The sequence below is a fragment of the Bradyrhizobium sacchari genome, assembly GCF_002068095.1.
Taxonomy (GTDB): domain Bacteria; phylum Pseudomonadota; class Alphaproteobacteria; order Rhizobiales; family Xanthobacteraceae; genus Bradyrhizobium; species Bradyrhizobium sacchari.
On the sequence record NZ_LWIG01000044.1, the window covers coordinates 4,234 to 20,140 of the forward strand.

Annotated in this window: 21 protein-coding genes; 11 read left to right on the plus strand and 10 right to left on the minus strand. The window is 64.6% G+C overall.

Annotated elements, in window-relative coordinates:
* The coding region (locus tag A5906_RS45360) for a hypothetical protein (protein WP_245326997.1) at positions 1-77 on the plus strand (77 nt) is incomplete at its 5' end.
* Positions 78-373: 296 nt separating this feature from the next.
* Positions 374-742, plus strand: coding sequence for a flagellar biosynthesis regulator FlaF (flaF, locus tag A5906_RS31185; protein ID WP_018642830.1), 369 nt, complete (start codon positions 374-376; stop codon positions 740-742).
* Positions 743-916: 174 nt separating this feature from the next.
* Here the strand turns inward: flaF and A5906_RS31190 are convergent, their stop codons facing one another.
* The 4 genes from A5906_RS31190 to A5906_RS31205 all read right to left on the minus strand — a co-directional run bounded on the left by A5906_RS31190 (position 917) and on the right by A5906_RS31205 (position 3,445).
* Entirely contained in the window at positions 917-1,279 is a 363-nt protein-coding gene (locus A5906_RS31190; RefSeq protein ID WP_080139024.1) for a hypothetical protein, read from the minus strand.
* A gap of 158 nt (positions 1,280-1,437) precedes the next feature.
* Positions 1,438-1,935 carry a hypothetical protein gene (locus tag A5906_RS31195; RefSeq protein WP_080139025.1) on the minus strand — a complete coding sequence of 166 codons (498 nt, stop codon included), beginning with the start codon at positions 1,933-1,935 and terminating at the stop codon, positions 1,438-1,440.
* Positions 1,936-1,946: 11 nt separating this feature from the next.
* The gene (gene flgJ, locus A5906_RS31200) at positions 1,947-2,321 is read right to left on the minus strand and encodes a flagellar assembly peptidoglycan hydrolase FlgJ (protein WP_080139026.1); all 375 of its coding nucleotides are present in this window, start codon (positions 2,319-2,321) and stop codon (positions 1,947-1,949) included.
* Positions 2,321-3,445: a flagellar basal body P-ring protein FlgI gene (locus A5906_RS31205; RefSeq protein WP_080139027.1), complete on the minus strand. Its 1,125-nt coding sequence runs from the start codon at positions 3,443-3,445 to the stop codon at positions 2,321-2,323. The genes flgJ and A5906_RS31205 overlap by 1 nt, the downstream gene beginning before the upstream one ends.
* 283 nt (positions 3,446-3,728) lie before the next feature.
* Here A5906_RS31205 and A5906_RS31210 point away from each other — a divergent pair, with 283 nt between their 5' ends.
* A complete protein-coding gene (locus A5906_RS31210) occupies positions 3,729-4,142 on the plus strand; it encodes a flagellar assembly protein FliX (protein WP_080139028.1) in 414 nt (137 codons plus the stop codon).
* A gap of 140 nt (positions 4,143-4,282) precedes the next feature.
* On the opposite strand, the gene A5906_RS31215 is transcribed toward A5906_RS31210, so the two are convergent.
* Positions 4,283-4,654 carry a winged helix-turn-helix transcriptional regulator gene (locus A5906_RS31215; protein WP_026311964.1) on the minus strand — a complete coding sequence of 124 codons (372 nt, stop codon included), beginning with the start codon at positions 4,652-4,654 and terminating at the stop codon, positions 4,283-4,285.
* A gap of 150 nt (positions 4,655-4,804) precedes the next feature.
* Between A5906_RS31215 and A5906_RS31220 the strand changes: the two genes are divergently transcribed.
* Together A5906_RS31220 and dksA are read left to right on the plus strand one after the other, a co-directional pair.
* Positions 4,805-5,416, plus strand: coding sequence for an NAD(P)-dependent oxidoreductase (locus A5906_RS31220; RefSeq protein ID WP_080139029.1), 612 nt, complete (start codon positions 4,805-4,807; stop codon positions 5,414-5,416).
* A gap of 215 nt (positions 5,417-5,631) precedes the next feature.
* Positions 5,632-5,997 (plus strand): RNA polymerase-binding protein DksA, encoded by a 366-nt coding sequence (gene dksA / locus A5906_RS31225; RefSeq protein WP_008554760.1) that lies wholly within the window; start codon positions 5,632-5,634, stop codon positions 5,995-5,997.
* 283 nt (positions 5,998-6,280) lie between these two features.
* On the opposite strand, the gene A5906_RS31230 is transcribed toward dksA, so the two are convergent.
* On the minus strand, positions 6,281-6,679 hold the full coding sequence (locus tag A5906_RS31230; RefSeq protein WP_186465178.1) for a winged helix-turn-helix transcriptional regulator: 399 nt from the start codon (positions 6,677-6,679) through the stop codon (positions 6,281-6,283).
* A 98-nt stretch (positions 6,680-6,777) separates the two neighbouring features.
* Between A5906_RS31230 and A5906_RS31235 the strand changes: the two genes are divergently transcribed.
* Positions 6,778-7,806, plus strand: coding sequence for an SDR family oxidoreductase (locus tag A5906_RS31235; RefSeq protein WP_080139030.1), 1,029 nt, complete (start codon positions 6,778-6,780; stop codon positions 7,804-7,806).
* Positions 7,807-7,886: 80 nt separating this feature from the next.
* Complete coding sequence (locus tag A5906_RS31240) at positions 7,887-8,666, plus strand: 2-keto-4-pentenoate hydratase (protein WP_080139031.1); 780 nt, start codon at positions 7,887-7,889, stop codon at positions 8,664-8,666.
* A 220-nt stretch (positions 8,667-8,886) separates the two neighbouring features.
* Here A5906_RS31240 and flgH read toward each other — a convergent pair whose 3' ends face one another.
* Genes flgH through flgF form a run of 4 tightly spaced genes read right to left on the minus strand, consistent with a single transcriptional unit; the run spans position 8,887 to position 12,368 of the window.
* Positions 8,887-9,648 carry a flagellar basal body L-ring protein FlgH gene (gene flgH / locus A5906_RS31245; protein ID WP_080139032.1) on the minus strand — a complete coding sequence of 254 codons (762 nt, stop codon included), beginning with the start codon at positions 9,646-9,648 and terminating at the stop codon, positions 8,887-8,889.
* Between the two features lie 3 nt (positions 9,649-9,651).
* The gene (gene flgA, locus A5906_RS31250; RefSeq protein ID WP_080139043.1) at positions 9,652-10,791 is read right to left on the minus strand and encodes a flagellar basal body P-ring formation chaperone FlgA; all 1,140 of its coding nucleotides are present in this window, start codon (positions 10,789-10,791) and stop codon (positions 9,652-9,654) included.
* A 10-nt stretch (positions 10,792-10,801) separates the two neighbouring features.
* Positions 10,802-11,590 carry a flagellar basal-body rod protein FlgG gene (gene flgG, locus A5906_RS31255; RefSeq protein ID WP_080139033.1) on the minus strand — a complete coding sequence of 263 codons (789 nt, stop codon included), beginning with the start codon at positions 11,588-11,590 and terminating at the stop codon, positions 10,802-10,804.
* Between the two features lie 16 nt (positions 11,591-11,606).
* Positions 11,607-12,368 (minus strand): flagellar basal-body rod protein FlgF, encoded by a 762-nt coding sequence (gene flgF / locus A5906_RS31260; protein ID WP_080139034.1) that lies wholly within the window; start codon positions 12,366-12,368, stop codon positions 11,607-11,609.
* A 385-nt stretch (positions 12,369-12,753) separates the two neighbouring features.
* On the opposite strand from flgF, the gene fliL reads away from it, so the two are divergent.
* Genes fliL through A5906_RS31280 form a run of 4 tightly spaced genes read left to right on the plus strand, consistent with a single transcriptional unit; the run spans position 12,754 to position 15,701 of the window.
* Positions 12,754-13,254 (plus strand): flagellar basal body-associated protein FliL, encoded by a 501-nt coding sequence (fliL, locus tag A5906_RS31265; protein ID WP_080139035.1) that lies wholly within the window; start codon positions 12,754-12,756, stop codon positions 13,252-13,254.
* A gap of 30 nt (positions 13,255-13,284) precedes the next feature.
* Entirely contained in the window at positions 13,285-14,487 is a 1,203-nt protein-coding gene (gene fliM, locus A5906_RS31270) for a flagellar motor switch protein FliM (RefSeq protein WP_080139036.1), read from the plus strand.
* Entirely contained in the window at positions 14,484-14,930 is a 447-nt protein-coding gene (locus A5906_RS31275; RefSeq protein WP_080139037.1) for a DUF6468 domain-containing protein, read from the plus strand. Before fliM ends, A5906_RS31275 begins: the two co-directional genes overlap by 4 nt.
* A 9-nt stretch (positions 14,931-14,939) precedes the next feature.
* Positions 14,940-15,701 carry a MotE family protein gene (locus tag A5906_RS31280; RefSeq protein WP_080139038.1) on the plus strand — a complete coding sequence of 254 codons (762 nt, stop codon included), beginning with the start codon at positions 14,940-14,942 and terminating at the stop codon, positions 15,699-15,701.
* Positions 15,702-15,907: the final 206 nt, after the last annotated feature.

Consider the following 15,907-nt stretch of genomic DNA (forward strand, 5'->3'; position numbering starts at 1 on the left):
CCCGCCAGTCGATCGCAGTCTCCGCGCTGTCGCTGGCCAACCAGTCGCAGCAGAGCGTGCTGCAGCTGCTCCGCTAAGTTCGCAGCGCAAGATCACTGATGAGGATGGCGCGGCGGAGCTAACGCTCCGCCGTTGTTTTGAGGGAGATCGCTAAGACAAGATTAGCTGAGATCGACGCGCATCACGCGAAGCGAGTTTACATCGTGCGTGCGTGCTTCTAGCGTTTGTGCCGACGAAGAAACTCCGCGACCCGTAATAATCCGGGGTGCTTCCAAGCACACACGTAAGCAAATCTTAAGCGGTGCTGCCTAGGGTTGGGAAAGAAATCCTTAAGCGCGTTCAACGGGCTAGGTAAACTTCCAGGGTGTGATTGATGTCGAATTCCGCTGCCTCGGCTTATGCGCGCGTCGCAACGACCACCGCATCTCCTCGCGACATCGAGGCGCAGACTCTGCTGAAGGCCGCCAACAAGCTCCAGGATGCGGTGAACAATGCCGATCCGCTCAGTGAGCAGACGATGCAGGCCCTGATGTTCAATCGCAAGCTCTGGACGATCTTCCTGAGCGAGGCCATGCGCGACAGCAACCCGCAGCCGATCGACGTCCGGCAGAAGATCGCCAACATCAGCGTGTTCGTTTTGAGCCAGACCGCGGCGCTGCAGATGAGTCCGCAGTTCGATCACTTCCGTCCGCTGATCGAGATCAACCGGAACATCGCGGCGGGCCTGTCCGGCCGACCGTGACAGGGACCTCTCACGACCGATATCGTGAGCGTCTCATCGACAGCACGTTTCGTTTCGGGAATGCCAGTTCTCGCCGAACGTCGCGGGGATGGCCTCGATGAGAACGTCGTCGCCGATCGTACGACCGGCTAGATCCATTCGACACCCCGATTGCCGCGCGCGGCAGCCTGACCGTCAGGCGCTGAGGTCCGTATTGAGCGGACGCGAGGGCTTGGACTTCAGATCTTCTGCGTGGAAATAGGCGCGCCGGCGCAGCATCGCTTCGTCGGGGAACTGGTTGACCACCGCGTCGGTCTTGTCGTTGACGACCTGGAAGACGAAGGATGCGGCTGCCTGGTCGAATACGACCTGCCGCGAAATGTTTTCGTTGTTGTTCGGCAAATCATTGCGGACGGGCGCGCTGGTATCGCTCGCGGCGACCGTCTGGCTCACGGGCAAATCGGTTTGCACGGCCTCGTTCGCCGCCGAATTCGACGTCGCTACGACCTGCACGGGGGCCGGTATCCCCACCGGCCTGATGCTGAAATCTGTACTCATGGCAGCCTCCTGGTTGCCTTGCGTGAGTCAAATCCCAACCCCTCTCAATACGCAACCATGGACCGCCAGGACTGAAGACCCGGTAACGAAACGTACCTAACCGCGCGACGATATCGCCGTGCGGTTTTTCGTAAAATTGGAGCGGTTTTCGCCTGCGCTCAGAGCGAGCGGCTGACCGCGAGCGGGGTGATGTGGCGCGGGCCGGGGGCAGCGCGACGCCCGGCGGCGGTATACGTGTTCGGGACGTTGCGCTTCTGGATCTCGGCGTTGACGCCGCGCACGACGCTCTCGGAGACCGCATGCGCGGTCGCGAGCACGGTGAGATTGACCTGGAGCATCGCGCGGAACGCATCGTGGTGCCGATGCAGCGTCGAGAGCAGCTCAGGTGCCGATTTCGCGAGCTGGGCCTGGTTCGCCGTCAGCTGGCCGACCGCGCCGACATAATTCCGCGACAGCTCCTGCTTCCTGCTCTCGAGCGTCATCGCCTCGCGGACCTTTCCGGCGCGCACGAGCTCGGTTTCTCGCTCGATCAGTTCGAGCAGGGCGTTCATCGCATCCATCAGGTCCTCGGCGAGCTTGCGCGCTTCGGCGCCGCCGGGCGCGTTGTTCGGGCGCTGCGCTTGCATCGGCTGACGTGAGGCGTTGAACTGGTTCATCTCGTTGGACCTTATGCCGTACGGAGTGTGGTTTTCGCCTGCTGGATGATCAGGGTCCGATAGACGTCGCGGGCGACACCGACGCCGCCGGCACTGGCGAAGTTCTTGGAATATTGCTCGGTCAGCATCGAGCGCCACACGCCGGTACCGGGCGTGCTGCCGAACGGGCCATCGCCCTTCAGGCCCGAGGTCATCTGCGAGAACATGCTGTTGAGGAACATCGCCTCGAAGTCGGTGGCGGTCCTCTGTGCCTTGGCCTGTTGCTGCGGCGCGACCTTTTGCAGGGCGGCGGCGAGCTCGAAGTCGGGCCGGCCATTGCGGCTCTCGACCGAGAAGGCCGGGGAGTACGTCGTGAGGTGCGGGGTATTGATTGCGCCGGTCTGCATCACATCACCTCGATGTCGGCTTCGATCGCGCCGGCGGCCTTGATCGCCTGGAGGATGCTGATCATGTCGCGGGGGCCGATGCCGAGGCCGTTGAGGCCGTCGACGAGTTGCTGCAGCGACACGCCGTCCTTGACGAGCGCCAGCTTCTTGCCGTCCTCGGTGACGCTGACGCTGCTGCGTGGCGCGACCACGGTGCGGCCGCGCGACAGCGGATTGGGCTGGCTCACCTGCGGACTCTCGGAGATCGTGACGGTGAGGTTGCCCTGTGCGACCGCGACGGTGGCGACGCGGACGTCGCGGCCCATCACGATGATGCCGCTGCGTTCGTCGATGATGATCTTGGCGGCCAGATCAGGGTCGACCTGGAGCTGCTCGATCTCGGTGAGGAAGGCAACGACGTTGCCCTTGAACTCCGCCGGGACTGACAACTGCACCGTCGAGGGATCGATCGGCTCGGCGGTCTTGACGCCGAGATAGTCGTTGACCGCCGCCGCAATGCGCTTGGCGGTGGTGAAGTCGGCGTTGCGCAGCGCCAGGCGCACGTTCGGCAGCCGGTTGAGCGCAAACTCGATCTCGCGCTCGATGATGGCGCCGTTGGCGATGCGCCCGACGGTCGGAACGCCGCGCACGATCTTGGCCGCCTCGCCCTCCGCCTGGAAGCCGGAGATCGCGAGCGAGCCCTGCGCTACCGCATAGACGTTGCCGTCGGCGCCGAGGAGGGGGGTGACGAGCAGGGTGCCGCCCTGCAGGTTCTTGGCGTCGCCGAGCGCGGACACCGTGACGTCCATGCGCGTGCCTTGCGTCGCGAAGGCCGGAAGATTGCCTGTCACCATCACGGCGGCGACGTTGCCGGTGCGGATGGTGGCGCCGCGGATGTTGACGCCCATGCGCTCGAGCATCGCCTGCAGCGACTGCTTGGTGAAGGGGATGTTGTTGAGCGTGTCGCCGGTGCCATTGAGGCCGACGACGAGGCCGTAGCCGATGAGCTGGTTCTGCCGCACGCCCTCGATATTGGCGAGGTCCTTGATGCGCGAGGTCGCAGCCGCCGACGTGACCGATAGCGCAAGCGCTGACAGCGCGGCGCAGGCCACCCCAACAATCCTCACCCAACGAACGCCTGGCATCCTCTGCTCCCCAAGGCTTCCAAAGAGCCTCCTCAAATCGACAAGACCTGCGCGACACTCCCATGACGAGCTGGTCCGGCGCTTTCCTTGCGAGCCCTGTGCCAACGCGAGGCAGAAGGGTTAGGTCGCTGAATAGGTTGAATAAATCTGTTTCCACCGGTGTCAGAGGGCATTCGCCTTCAGGAGCGAAACTGCCGCCTGTCGGCAGATTTTGCCGGGCCGTTTACGCCGCGTTAACCATAAAACGGCGAATGTGGCGCATCGATCACCCGGATTGCTTCCGATGCGCATCTACGGACCGAACGGCACCACGCTTGGAACGCCGGCCAGCCAGGCCAGGCGGACCGGCTCCGGCACCTTCGTGCTGCCCGACACGTCGTCGGCGCAGGAGACGCGGAGCGCTGCCGCGCCGAAGGCCGCCGCCAACATCGACGCGCTGCTCGCGCTGCAAGGCGTCGAGGAGGATCCGGTCGAGCGCCGTAAGCGCTCCGTGGCCCGCGGCAAGACCGCGCTCGACGTGCTCGACGAACTCAAGATGGGACTCCTGTCCGGCAATCTCGACGCATCGACCGTGATGCGGTTGCGCGATGCCGCGGCGAACCTGAAATCGTCCTCGGGCGATGCTGGACTGGACTCCGTGCTCTCGGAGATCGAGCTGCGCGTCGAGGTCGAGCTGGCGAAGGCGGGGCAGGCGTAGTCGGGCTGTCCGTCGCCCGGCTTGACCCGGCGACCCAGAGACCGTCGTTGTTGAACCGAAAGGCCGCGGCGTACTGGATGCCCCGGTCAAGCCTGGCATGACACCCACGTTGGGCTGGCAAGCTGCGCTCTCGCTTGGGCCTACGCCGCTTCCTCCTTCAGCTGCGCGTCGTAGCGGCGCTGGGCGGCGAGCACGTCTTTCAGATTCTGCTCGGCCCAATCGCGCAGCGGATCGACGGCGGCGGCGAGCGTCAGCCCGAGCTGCGTGATCGAATACTCCACCGTCACCGGCACGGTTGCGATGGCGCGGCGTTTGATCAGGCCGTCGCGTTCGAGCGACTTGAGAACCTGGCTCAGCATCTTCTGCGAAATGCCTTCAATCGTGCGGCGCAACTGATTGAAGCGCATCGGCTCTTCGCGCAGCAGCAAGAGGATCAGCACCGCCCATTTGTCGCCGACGCGATCGAGAATCTGGCGGGTGGGGCAGTTCGCGGCATAGACGTCGGGCTTCATTGTCAGACCTCAGATTCCATTGCGGTCGCTTTGCGGTACGCGTCTGGTTACTCCGGTGTAATCAGGTAAGCACAAAGTGCTCTCTTAACACCAGCATCCTTTGCGATATCTAGTTACTGTTAGTTACTACAGAAGCAAAGGAGCCTTCCAATGAAAATCGCAGTCGCCGGTGCCTCGGGCCGGGCCGGGTCGGAGATCACCAAGGAGCTGTCGCGCCGCGGCCATAGCGTGACCGCCATCGCCCGGAACCCGGAGAAGATCGCAGCCCTGCCGAACGTCACGCCGACCAAGGGTGATGTGCTCGACCAGGCGGGCTTGACCAGGCTGTGGGCCGGGCACGACGTGGCCGTGAGTTCCGTGCACTTCCTGGCCAGCGATCCGCAGAAGCTGATCGGCGCGGCCAAGGCATCCGGGGTGGGCCGCTACCTCGTCGTCGGCGGGGCCGGCAGTCTCGAAGTCGCCCCCGGCGTGAAACTGGTCACAACTCCCGGTTTTCCGGCCCAATACAAGGCCGAGGCGGAGGCGGGCTCCGCCTTTCTCGATCTGCTACGGCAGGAAAAGGACCTGAACTGGACCTTCATCTCGCCATCGGCGCTGTTCATCGAGGGGGAACGCACCGGCAAGTTCCGGCTCGGCACCGATCAGCTTCTCGCAGATGCGAACGGCAAGAGCTGGATCAGCTTCGCCGACTACGCCATTGCGCTCGCCGATGAGATCGAGAAGCCGGCCCATCTGAGGCGGCGTTTCACGGTCGGTTACTAGGCCTTCGGCCGCCCCCGGGCTCTCCAGGATAAACCTTCCTGTGCAAGGGTTTGGGGGCGGTAACCGAGTGATTAAGGAAATATTGTCTGTCACAGGAGGCCGCTATATAACGCCCCGCTCAACGGACCCCGTTCCGTTTGCGAGTCGTTGCTTAGACAGATAGGCCGCCCTTGGAAAAGTTGAAAAACTACCGACCGACCGAAAAAGAGCCTTTCATGAACGACCGGCAGAAGGAGTACTTCCGTTTGAAGCTCCTCGCCTGGAAGGATGAGATCCTCAAAGAGTCCAAGCTCACCCTGCAAGCCCTGCAGGAGGAGAACGTGAACCATCCCGATCTCGCCGATCGGGCATCGTCCGAAACCGACCGCGCCATCGAACTCCGCGCCCGCGACCGCCAGCGCAAGTTGATCGCCAAGATCGACGCCGCGCTCCAGCGTATCGAGGACAACACCTACGGCTATTGCGAGGACACCGGCGAGCCAATCTCGTTGAAGCGGCTCGAAGCCCGGCCCATCGCAACGCTCTCGGTGGAAGCGCAGGAGCGCCACGAGAAACGCGAGAAGGTTTATCGCGACGAATAAGATCCGAGCCGCAGAGATGCGGCTCTTTGTTTTTGGACGCGAGGCGCCATTTCGCGCTGCGCTTGGCATTTTGCCTGTCGCTTGCAGCCGCACGCTTCGACGCGCGAGCGCAATCGCGAAAAGTGAATCGCGATCAATGGGCTAGACTCACGTCCTCCGAGCTCACGTGAGTTCGGATGAGAAACAGCCTTCACTTCAGGTGCGAGGAGGTTTTGCGAGTCGCATCAACGAGATCGGCCCGGATGCTGAGGGCCAGATCCAGCTCCATCAAGCAGCGCTGCAATCAAGCCTTTCGCGACGCCACGAGGCGTGCGCCCCCATAAAGCCTCGACCAGCTCAAGATTTCCTTAAACGCCGGCAGCAGGCCGTAGGCCGCATCCGTGAGCTCGTACTCGACCCTTAAGGGTTTCTCCGCAAAGGCAGTTCGGGACACCAGCCCATCCTGCTCGAGCTCGCGCAGTTGCATGGTCAGCATATGCTGGGTGATGCCGCCGATCGACCGCCGCAAGGCGCCGAAGCGAACCGCGCCGTTCATCAGGGCGAACAGGATCTCCAGCTTCCACTTGCCGCCGAGGGCATGGATGGCTCGCTTGAAGTCGGCGAGCAGGGCAGGGTCGGGGCTCCGATTGCAGTCGCCGTCGCAAGCGTTGGTCAGGTTTTCCATACCGGTCTCAACATCCATTCTACTTGTCCGCAAGCAGATAGTGACCAGATGCGGCCTTGAGCAGGGCCTGGGTGGAACCAAAATTCGTGGACCTGCGCAACGCGGGGAATTTGGCAATGAGCACTGTTCTGGTCACCGGCGGGTCGGGCTTCGTCGGCATCCATGTCGTCCTGCAACTTCTGGCCGCCGGCCATTCGGTGCGGACGACGGTGCGCCGGCCGGAGCGTCAGGCCGACGTGCTGGCCATGCTGCGCGAGGGCGGGGCGGCTTCGCCCGAGAGCGTATCCTTCGTCACGGCCGACCTGACCGGGGATGACGGCTGGCAGGAGGCGGTCAGGGGCTGCGACTATGTTCTCCACGTTGCTTCGCCGCTCTCGACCAGTGTTCCCAAGGACGAGAACGAGATGATCATCCCGGCCCGGGACGGAACGCTCCGGGTGCTCCGGGTCGCGCGCGAGGCCGGGGTCAAACGGGTGGTGATCACCTCGTCGCTGGGCGCGATCGGCTACGGCCATTCGCCGCGCGAAAAACCGTTCGACGAGACCGACTGGACCAATCTCGGCGGCGCCGACGTGCAGCCCTACATCAAGTCCAAGACCCTGGCCGAGCGGGCGGCCTGGGATTTCGTCGCGCGCGAGGGCGGTGGGCTGGAATTATCGGTGGTCAATCCCGCCGCTATCTTCGGTCCCGTGCTGGGACCGGATTTCTCCGGCTCGATCGAGATCGTCAAGTCGTTGCTCGACGGTGCGATGCCGGCGGTGCCGCGGGTCTATTTCGGCGTGGTGGACGTGCGCGACGTGGCCGACCTGCATCTGCGGGCGATGATGGCGCCTGAGGCGAAGGGCGAGCGCTTCATCGCAGTGTCCGGGGAGACGATGTCGATCCTCGACATCGCGCGGGTGCTGCGGCGGGAATTGGGGCCGGCCGCGCGCCGGGTTCCACGGCTCCAGGCTCCGGACTGGCTGGTGCGCCTGGCCGCGAACCGGATTCCGCTGCTGCGCGCGGTGGTGCCGATGCTCGGACGTGTCAGGCATTCCACCAGCGCCAAGGCGCGGTCGCTGCTCGGCTGGCAGGCCCGCAGCAACGATGCGGCGATCCTTGCGACCGCGGAGAGCCTGATCCGGCTTGGCCTCGTCAAGCCGTGAGGGGCCGCCCGCGCTTGTCAGGCCGGAGCGGGGATGCTGAAGTGCCGTCCTCGATTTGCGTAGCGTGGGAGGCGGCGCCGATGGACAAGATTCTCGAAGCCGCAAAGGCGATCGCGCTGGCGCGCCGCAACCATGCGCCGCTCGCGGCCCTCGAGGTTCCACCGGACGACGAGGCCGAGGGTTATCAGGTCCAGCGCGCGCTGCACGATCTCTTGCTGCCGCATGTCGGGCCGCTCATCGGCTACAAGATCGGCTGCACCAGCCAGGTGATGCAGGAGTATATCGGGATCCCGCATCCGTGCGGCGGCGGCGTGTTCCAGAAGGGCGTGCACGAGAGCGGCGCGAAGCTTCAGGCCTCCAAATATGTCCGCGTCGGCGTCGAATGCGAGATCGCGGTGCGGCTCAAGCGCGACCTCGCGGCCGGCGAGGCGCCGTTCACGGCGGAATGGGTCGGCGAGGCCGTCGAGTCCTACCATCCCGCGATCGAGATCGTCGACGACCGTTACGTGAAATGGGAGACGATGGGCGCGCCGACGCTGATCGCCGACGATTTCTTCGCCGCCGGCTGCGTGCTGGGTCCGTCGGTTCCGCGCTCGTCGGTGCCGGACCTGAAATCGGTCAAGGGCCGTGCCATCGTCAATGGCGAGGAGGTCAGCCACGGCACCGGCGCCGACGTGCTCGGCCATCCCCACAACGCCCTCGCCTGGCTCGCCAACCATCTCGCCGCGGAAGGCAAGGGGTTGCATGCCGGGCAGCTGGTTCTCACCGGAAGCCTGGTGAAGACACTGTGGCTGAAGGCCGGCGACAAGGTGCGGATGGAGCTCGATGGGCTCGGCGTGGTGGAGGCGGAGTTCAAGTAGTGCTTTCTCTCCGCTGTCATTGCGAGCGCAGCGAAGCAATCCAGAGTCTTTCCGCGGTGACGGTCTGGATTGCTTCGCTGCGCTCGCAATGACGGCGTATGGGGCGCCGCCACCGCCCAAAATACATGCGGCCTCCGGCAGGGGAGCTACCGGAGGCCGCGTCGTACATCGTCGTTCGCGCCTAGGTTCGCGAACACGATGTGGGAGCTCTTGAAGAAGGTTAGAAGGGCAGCAGCACGTCCATGACCTGCTGGCCGTAGCGCGGTTGCTGCACGTCCATGATCTGGCCGCGGCCGCCATAGGCGATACGGGCCTGCGCGATCTTGGTGGAATCGATGGTGTTGTCGCTCTGGATGTCTTCGGGGCGAACGATGCCGGCGACCACGAGTTCGCGAATCTCGTAGTTGACGCGGATCTCCTGCTTGCCCTCGACCACGAGATTGCCGTTCGGCAGCACCTGGGTGACGACCGCGGCGACGTTGGTCTGCAGGGCCTCCGTGCGGTTGACCGAGCCCTTGCCGTCGCTGGCGGCGGTGGAGCCGGCGGTGAGGAGGCTGCCGGGCAGGATCTTGTTGGCCTGCGTGATCGTCTTCGCGCCGAGGAAGTCGGTGACCTGAGAGTTTTCCGAGTTGGTGCGGCTGCGCTGGGTCTCGTTGGCGATGTTGGCCTTGTCGGTGATGTTCACGGTCACGGTGAGGAGGTCGCCGATCTGGTGGGCGCGCTGGTCCTTGAAGAAGGCGCGGCTGCCGTTGCGCCACAACGAGTTCGGATTGTAGGAGGCGACTTCCGGCTTCGGCATCGGCATCTGCACCGGCTTGTAGCCGGGCTGCGTCGTCGGATTGTCGATCGCGGCCAATTTCGGTTGCTCGCCGATCTGCGACAGGCGGTCGATCGAGGAGCAGCCGCCCAGCGCGCAAGAGGCCAGCAGCAGGGCAGAGATCGCGATGCGACGAAGACGGAAAGCCGAACTGAACGAGGACATGACTTACTCTGACTTGGCTGGAGCTTGCGAAAGGCGGGCTTGCGGGATCTGGGCTTGTGCGATCTGAGCCGACGACGCCGGAGCCTGGACCAGGTTCCGGACGAAGGCTGCCGTGTCGACGGGAGCGGGCGCCTCATCGCGCTTGAGCGAGGAGGTCTGCTCGACCGCCGGCGCCATCGGCGCGGACTGGCTGGCACCCTGCACTGTGACCTGGCCGCGGCCGGTGACGACGCCGGTCAGCGTGCGCTTGGATTGCAGGTTGAGCACGGAGACGGTGTCGCCCTCGGCGCCGCTCTCGATCGCCTTGCCGCGCGTGGTGAGGTAGAGGCCGGGCACCTGGTAGATGATGGTGACGCTCTGGTCGCGCTGCACGAAGTCGGGCTTGACGATGTCGGCGACGCGGATCGGCGTGCCGGCCCGCATCGGCCGGCGCAGCTGCATGCCGATGGTGCGGTCGCGCGAGGCGGCCTCGCCGGTGACCTCGGCCTTCGGCCGGCGCTCCAGCACGATGTCCGAGGATTTCAGCATCTCGGCGCGGTCGATGTCGCGCGTCAGCACGGCGACTTCCACGGTCTCGATCGCGGTGCCGCTGAAGCGCAGCTTGGTCGGCGCCGGGTTGCTGTCGTTGTTGATCTCGAAGGCGATGTCGAAACGGCCGCTGCGTGCGTCGTAGCGGGTTGCGACCGGCAGCAAGGCGCCGGTGTTGGAGGCATCCAGCCGCATGTCGGAGACGCCGCGGTCGAACGTGACGGAGATGTTGGCGGCATCGCCAAGGCCGAAGCGGCGCTCGAGCGCGAAGGCAACGGCGTTTTCGAGATCCTTGTTGGCGAGCGTGCGGGCGAGGCGGGTGACCTGGACTTCCCTGATATCGCCGGTCATCACGCCGATCACCTGCTTTGCGCGCAGCACCGACAGGACCTGCGCGACCGGCAGCGCGCCGGTGGTGCCGAGGTCGGGCGAACGGTAGACCGGGATCAGCGCGGCCGAGCCGGCATTGTCGATGAGGTCGCCGACCCGAACCACGTCCGAAGTCACGGTGACGTTCGCACGCAGCGTCGGCGCCGCGATGCCGTCGTCGGCGGCCTCTGCCGGCATTGCCAGCAGCAGGAGAGCTGAGATCGTGGCGAGGGTGGTCCGGATCATCGTCATCACCTCAGCGGAACAGCGCCGTGGTCGATTGCATCATCTGGTCGGCGGCGCTGATGACCTTGGCGTTCATCTCGTAGGCGCGCTGGGCGGCGATCAGGTCGCTCATTTCCGAGACGACGTCGACATTGGCCTGCTCCAGGCTGCCTTGGGTGACCTTGCCGAAGCCTTCGGTGTTGGCGGTGCCGTCCTGCGGCGGGCCCGATGACGGCGTCTCGGTGAACTGGTTGCTCCCGACCGGCTGCAGGCCGGCCTTGTTGATGAAGCGGGTCACGTTGATCGTGCCGATGACCGAGGAGGTCGGCGAGCCCGGCAACGTGACCGAGACCTGGCCTTGCTCGTTCACCGTGATGCCCGAGGCGTTTTGCGGGATGGTAATGGTCGGCTGCACCGGGTTGCCCTGCGCGGTGACGACGCGGCCCTGGTTGTCCATCTGGAAGGTGCCGTCGCGGGTGTACTGGTAGGTGCCGTCTGGCATCAGGATCTTGAAGAAGCCTTCGCCCGAGATCGCAAGGTCGAGGTCGTTGCCGGTCTGCGACAGCGTACCTTGCGTCATGCTGCGCGGCGTGCCGACGGTCTTGACGCCGCCGCCGATGTCGACGCCGACCGGCACGATGGTGCCCTGGTCCGAGGCTTGCGCGCCGACGCGGCGCACGTGCTCGTAGATCAGGTCCTGGAACGCAGCAGTCTGCTTCTTGAAGCCGGTGGTGCGGAGGTTGGCGATGTTGTTGGAGATCACCTGAACGTTGAGTTCCTGTGCCGCCATTCCGGTCGCTGCGGTGTGAAGCGCCTGCATGTCAGTTCTCCCTCAATCAGGCCGGAACGTCGGCGAGCTTCTCGATCGCCGATTTGTGGAGGTCGCTCTGCTGCTGCAGCAGGTTGGCGATGGCGGTGTAGCTGCGCATGACCTCGACCATGCGGGTCATCTCGCCGACCGAGTTCACGTTCGACTTCTCGATGTAGCCTTGCTGCACGGTCGACTTGGTGTCGGCCTGCTGGTTCGCGCTGCCGCCGGCATAAAGGTTGGTGCCGAGCTTGGTCAGCTTGGCCGGATCGTCGAACGACACCATGCGGATCTTGCCGCGGATCGAGTCGGTCTTGGCGGTGCCCTCGAGCACGGTGACGGTGCCGTCGGGGGCGACGTTGATGTCGTGGTCGGTCGGCTGGAAGGTGATCGGGCCGCCGGTCCCGAGCACGAGGTTGCCGTCGGAGGTGACCAGCTGGCCGGTGCTGTTGAGCGTGAACTTGCCATCGCGGGTGTAGCGCTCGGCGCCGTTGGCCTGCACGGCGAAAAAGGCATTGCCGTTGATTGCCATGTCGAGCGGGTTGTTGGTCGGCTCCATCGGGCCCTGGCCGACGTCGCGGAAGGTGCCGCGGTCCTGCACGTAGGAGACCCGGCGGTCGGAGCCGATGAAATTGTCCTCACGCGCGTTCGAGTTGAGGTACTCCTCGAACAGCGAATGGTCGGCCTTGAAGCCGTTGGTGTTGGCATTGGCGACGTTGTTGGCGACGACATCCATCTGCCGTTCCAACGTCATCTGCCGCGACAAGCCGATCAGAAGCGCGTTCTGCATCGGAAGATCTCCCCTGAGTGAGATCTGCCATTTCGCTCTCCCAAGCGCCTTGGCCGACCCCGTGAACGGGACTGCCCGGTTCTCCCAAACCGTTCGGTCCCGGTCCTCTCTCAGCGAAAGCCGTGCCAACCTGAAAAATGATGAGAATTCAATTAGTTGATGATTTTTCGAGGGCGCGGGGAGGCGGCAGAAAGGTTCTGTTAGCCATGTTTGCCCGGCAGATTTTTCCTAGCTGGGGCGCAATCGAAAGAAACCGTTAACCATTATTACCGTAGCGTTTGCGGGCAAGAGGAGCGCATTGCGCTGGGACATTCGTATCGCGTCACTGTCTGCCAGGGGGCTTCGCTCTTTCGATTCCTTTAAGAGATGAGCGAGCCGGGCGACCATGGCAGAGAATGAAGCGGAAGGCGGCGGAGCCGCCGAAGGCGCGGACGCCGCTCCCCCGAAGAACAAGCTCAAGCTCATCATCATGGCCGTCGGCCTGCTCGCCGTCCTCGGCGGCGGTGCTGCGACCTGGTTCTTCTTCTTCCGTCACGGCGACGACGAGCATCATGCCGAGGTGGCGCCCCCGCCGAAGCCGCCGGCCTTCGTCGACGTGCCCGACATCATGGTGAACCTCGCCGGCGCGCCGGGCGAGCGCGTGCAATATCTGAAGCTGAAGATCGTGCTGGAGCTCAAGGAAGAGAAGCAGATCGAGGCGATCAAGCCGACCATGCCGCGCGTCACCGACATCTTCCAGACCTATGTGCGCGAACTGCGCTCCTCCGACCTCAACGGCTCCGCCGGCATCTTCCGCCTCAAGGAAGAGCTGACCAAGCGCGTCAACGCGGCGGTAGCGCCGATCCAGGTCAGCGCGGTGCTGTTCAAGGAAGTCGTGATCCAGTGATGATGCTGCGGAAGGTGACGGGCTAGCGTCATGGCCGGTAACGAGCAAATGGACCAGGATGCGATTGCCGCCCAATGGGAGGCGTCGCTCGATTCCGAGGATCCCGCGGAGGCCGCGAAGGCCGCTGCCGAAAACGAATTGTCGGAGACCATGGCCCTGCAATGGGCGGCCATGGTCGAGGACGGCAGCCGCGATCTCGGCAACGGCAAGAATTCCGGCGAGCGGGTGCTGTCGCAGGAGGAGATCGACAACCTCCTCGGCTTCACCGTCGGCGACGTCACGCTCGACGACCATTCCGGCATCCGCGCGATCATCGATTCGGCGATGGTCTCCTACGAGCGTCTGCCGATGCTCGAAATCGTCTTCGACCGTCTGGTGCGGTTGCTGACGACCTCCTTGCGCAACTTCACCTCCGACAACGTCGAAGTCTCGCTCGATCGCATCACCTCGGTGCGCTTCGGCGACTACATGAACTCGATCCCGCTGCCCGCCGTGCTCTCGGTGTTCAAGGCCGAGGAGTGGGAAAACTTCGGCATGGCGACGGTCGATTCCAACCTGATCTACTCGATGATCGACGTGCTGCTCGGCGGTCGCCGCGGCACCAGCCAGCTCCGCATCGAGGGCCGGCCCTACACCACCATCGAGACCGAGCTGGTCAAGCGCCTGGTCGAGGTGGTGCTGGCCGATGCCGAGCAGGCGTTCCGGCCGCTGTCGCCGGTGACCTTCACGATCGACCGACTCGAGACCAATCCGCGTTTCGCCGCGATCAGCCGTCCCGCCAATGCCGCGATCCTGGTGCGCCTGCGCATCGACATGGAAGACCGCGGCGGCAACATCGAGCTGCTGCTGCCTTACGCGACCATCGAACCCATCCGGGGCGTGCTGCTCCAGATGTTCATGGGCGAAAAGTTCGGCCGCGACCCGATCTGGGAGGGCCATTTTGCCACCGAGATCAACCAGGCCGAGATCGCCGTCGATGCCGTGCTCTACGAGGCCGACATCCCGCTCAAGCAGCTGATGCGCCTCAAGGTCGGCGACACGCTGCCGCTGGACATGCGCGCCGACGCCAACGTGACGGTGCGCTGCGGCGACGTCACGCTGACCGAGGGGCGGATGGGCCGGGTCGGCGACCGCGTTGCGATCCGCGTGACGAAACCCTTGCGCAAGCCAAGTACGACACTTGCGATGTTCGAGAAGGTGGACGAGCAGAACAAGATGATGGAGGCCCCATGAACCACTCCCTGGGAATGGCGATCGAGACGCTGGTGGCTATCTTGCTGATGCTCACGATCGGCTACTGTATCCTGCTGAACAAGCGGCTGACGCGGCTGAAGGCGGACGAGCATTCGCTGAAGGCGGTCATCGCCGAGCTGATCACCGCGACCGAGATCGCCGAGCGCGCGATCGGCGGGCTGAAGCTCGCCGTGCGCGACGTCAACGAGAACCTCGGCAGCCAGCTCGCGGCGGCGACCCAGATGTCGGACCAGCTCTACAGGCAGCTCGGCGAGGCTGACAACGTGGTGCGGCGCCTGTCCAAGATCGCGATCGCCGCGCGCCCCGTCACCAATCCGGAAACCGTCGCCGCGCCCGTGGCCAAGCCTTCCTCGGCGAAGGCGGTGGCGGCAGCGGCCGAAGCCTTCTCCGAGCGCCGACGATCCAACGGCCTTGCCGCATGAAGCCATGGCATGAAGTCTTTCCGTAACATCCGCGTCATTCCGGTTGTCCTGGTCGCCGTCGCAGGTCTCGCCACGCTCAAGGTCGTGGGCCTCGTGATCAATGGCGGCTATGTCTTCGACTATCAGCCGAACCAGACCAAGAAGTCCTGGGCGCAGGAGAATCTGAACTTCCCGACCGGCCGCGAGGATCCGGATATTACCGGCTCGACCCATGGCGCGCCGAAGGAGGCGCCGAAGCCCGCTGCGCCCGAGACCAAGCCCGAAGGCACCGTGGTCAAGGTCGAGGAAGGCCAGCCGCAGGTCTCGGCTTCGGAACGCGCCATCCTCGAGCGCCTGCAGGCGCGCCGCCAGGAGATTGAGGCCCGCCAGCGCGAGATCGACATTCGCGAGAGCCTGCTCAAATCCGCCGAGAAGCGCATCGAGAACAAGGTCGAGGAGATGAAGGCGGTGGAAACCCGCATCTCCGCGACCCAGGCCGAGCAGAAAGCCGCCGAAGCCCAGCGCATGAAGGGCCTCGTCACCATGTATGAAGGCATGAAGCCGAAGGACGCCGCGCGGGTGTTCGACCGACTCGAGATGGGCGTGCTGATCGAGATCGCCTCGGCGATTGCGCCGCGAAAGATGGCGGACATCCTCGGGCTGATGTCGCCCGAGGCCGCCGAGCGGCTCACGGTCGAGATGGCCCGCCGTGCGAATGGCGGCGGCGATCAATCGGCTTCGGTCGGCGATCTGCCCAAGATCGACGGCAAGCCGACGCAAAAGCCGAATTGAGGGCTCATACTTAAGAAGTCCTTAATTGGCAAAACCTACATTCGAGGGCATGGGCCGGCACCTGTTGCCGGCATGAACCGCCGAACCGGAAGAAATGCCGCAAATGGCGCGAGAGGCTGCCGCTGGATTTGTGTCGCGAGCCCGCGCCTTGGCGCGGGGCTTGTCGCGTCACGCCTGCAAGGCGCCGATGCTGGCGGTCTGCCTCC

What these genes read in the sequence shown, in the direction of transcription:
- flaF (WP_018642830.1), top strand. Translation starts at nt 374, where the DNA reads ATGTCGAATTCCGCTGCCTCGGCTTATGCGCGCGTCGCAACGACCACC.
- A5906_RS31190 (WP_080139024.1), bottom strand. Translation starts at nt 1,279, where the DNA reads ATGAGTACAGATTTCAGCATCAGGCCGGTGGGGATACCGGCCCCCGTG.
- A5906_RS31195 (WP_080139025.1), bottom strand. Translation starts at nt 1,935, where the DNA reads ATGAACCAGTTCAACGCCTCACGTCAGCCGATGCAAGCGCAGCGCCCG.
- flgJ (WP_080139026.1), bottom strand. Translation starts at nt 2,321, where the DNA reads ATGCAGACCGGCGCAATCAATACCCCGCACCTCACGACGTACTCCCCG.
- A5906_RS31205 (WP_080139027.1), bottom strand. Translation starts at nt 3,445, where the DNA reads ATGCCAGGCGTTCGTTGGGTGAGGATTGTTGGGGTGGCCTGCGCCGCG.
- A5906_RS31210 (WP_080139028.1), top strand. Translation starts at nt 3,729, where the DNA reads ATGCGCATCTACGGACCGAACGGCACCACGCTTGGAACGCCGGCCAGC.
- A5906_RS31215 (WP_026311964.1), bottom strand. Translation starts at nt 4,654, where the DNA reads ATGAAGCCCGACGTCTATGCCGCGAACTGCCCCACCCGCCAGATTCTC.
- A5906_RS31220 (WP_080139029.1), top strand. Translation starts at nt 4,805, where the DNA reads ATGAAAATCGCAGTCGCCGGTGCCTCGGGCCGGGCCGGGTCGGAGATC.
- dksA (WP_008554760.1), top strand. Translation starts at nt 5,632, where the DNA reads ATGAACGACCGGCAGAAGGAGTACTTCCGTTTGAAGCTCCTCGCCTGG.
- A5906_RS31230 (WP_186465178.1), bottom strand. Translation starts at nt 6,679, where the DNA reads ATGGATGTTGAGACCGGTATGGAAAACCTGACCAACGCTTGCGACGGC.
- A5906_RS31235 (WP_080139030.1), top strand. Translation starts at nt 6,778, where the DNA reads ATGAGCACTGTTCTGGTCACCGGCGGGTCGGGCTTCGTCGGCATCCAT.
- A5906_RS31240 (WP_080139031.1), top strand. Translation starts at nt 7,887, where the DNA reads ATGGACAAGATTCTCGAAGCCGCAAAGGCGATCGCGCTGGCGCGCCGC.
- flgH (WP_080139032.1), bottom strand. Translation starts at nt 9,648, where the DNA reads ATGTCCTCGTTCAGTTCGGCTTTCCGTCTTCGTCGCATCGCGATCTCT.
- flgA (WP_080139043.1), bottom strand. Translation starts at nt 10,791, where the DNA reads ATGATCCGGACCACCCTCGCCACGATCTCAGCTCTCCTGCTGCTGGCA.
- flgG (WP_080139033.1), bottom strand. Translation starts at nt 11,590, where the DNA reads ATGCAGGCGCTTCACACCGCAGCGACCGGAATGGCGGCACAGGAACTC.
- flgF (WP_080139034.1), bottom strand. Translation starts at nt 12,368, where the DNA reads ATGCAGAACGCGCTTCTGATCGGCTTGTCGCGGCAGATGACGTTGGAA.
- fliL (WP_080139035.1), top strand. Translation starts at nt 12,754, where the DNA reads ATGGCAGAGAATGAAGCGGAAGGCGGCGGAGCCGCCGAAGGCGCGGAC.
- fliM (WP_080139036.1), top strand. Translation starts at nt 13,285, where the DNA reads ATGGCCGGTAACGAGCAAATGGACCAGGATGCGATTGCCGCCCAATGG.
- A5906_RS31275 (WP_080139037.1), top strand. Translation starts at nt 14,484, where the DNA reads ATGAACCACTCCCTGGGAATGGCGATCGAGACGCTGGTGGCTATCTTG.
- A5906_RS31280 (WP_080139038.1), top strand. Translation starts at nt 14,940, where the DNA reads ATGAAGTCTTTCCGTAACATCCGCGTCATTCCGGTTGTCCTGGTCGCC.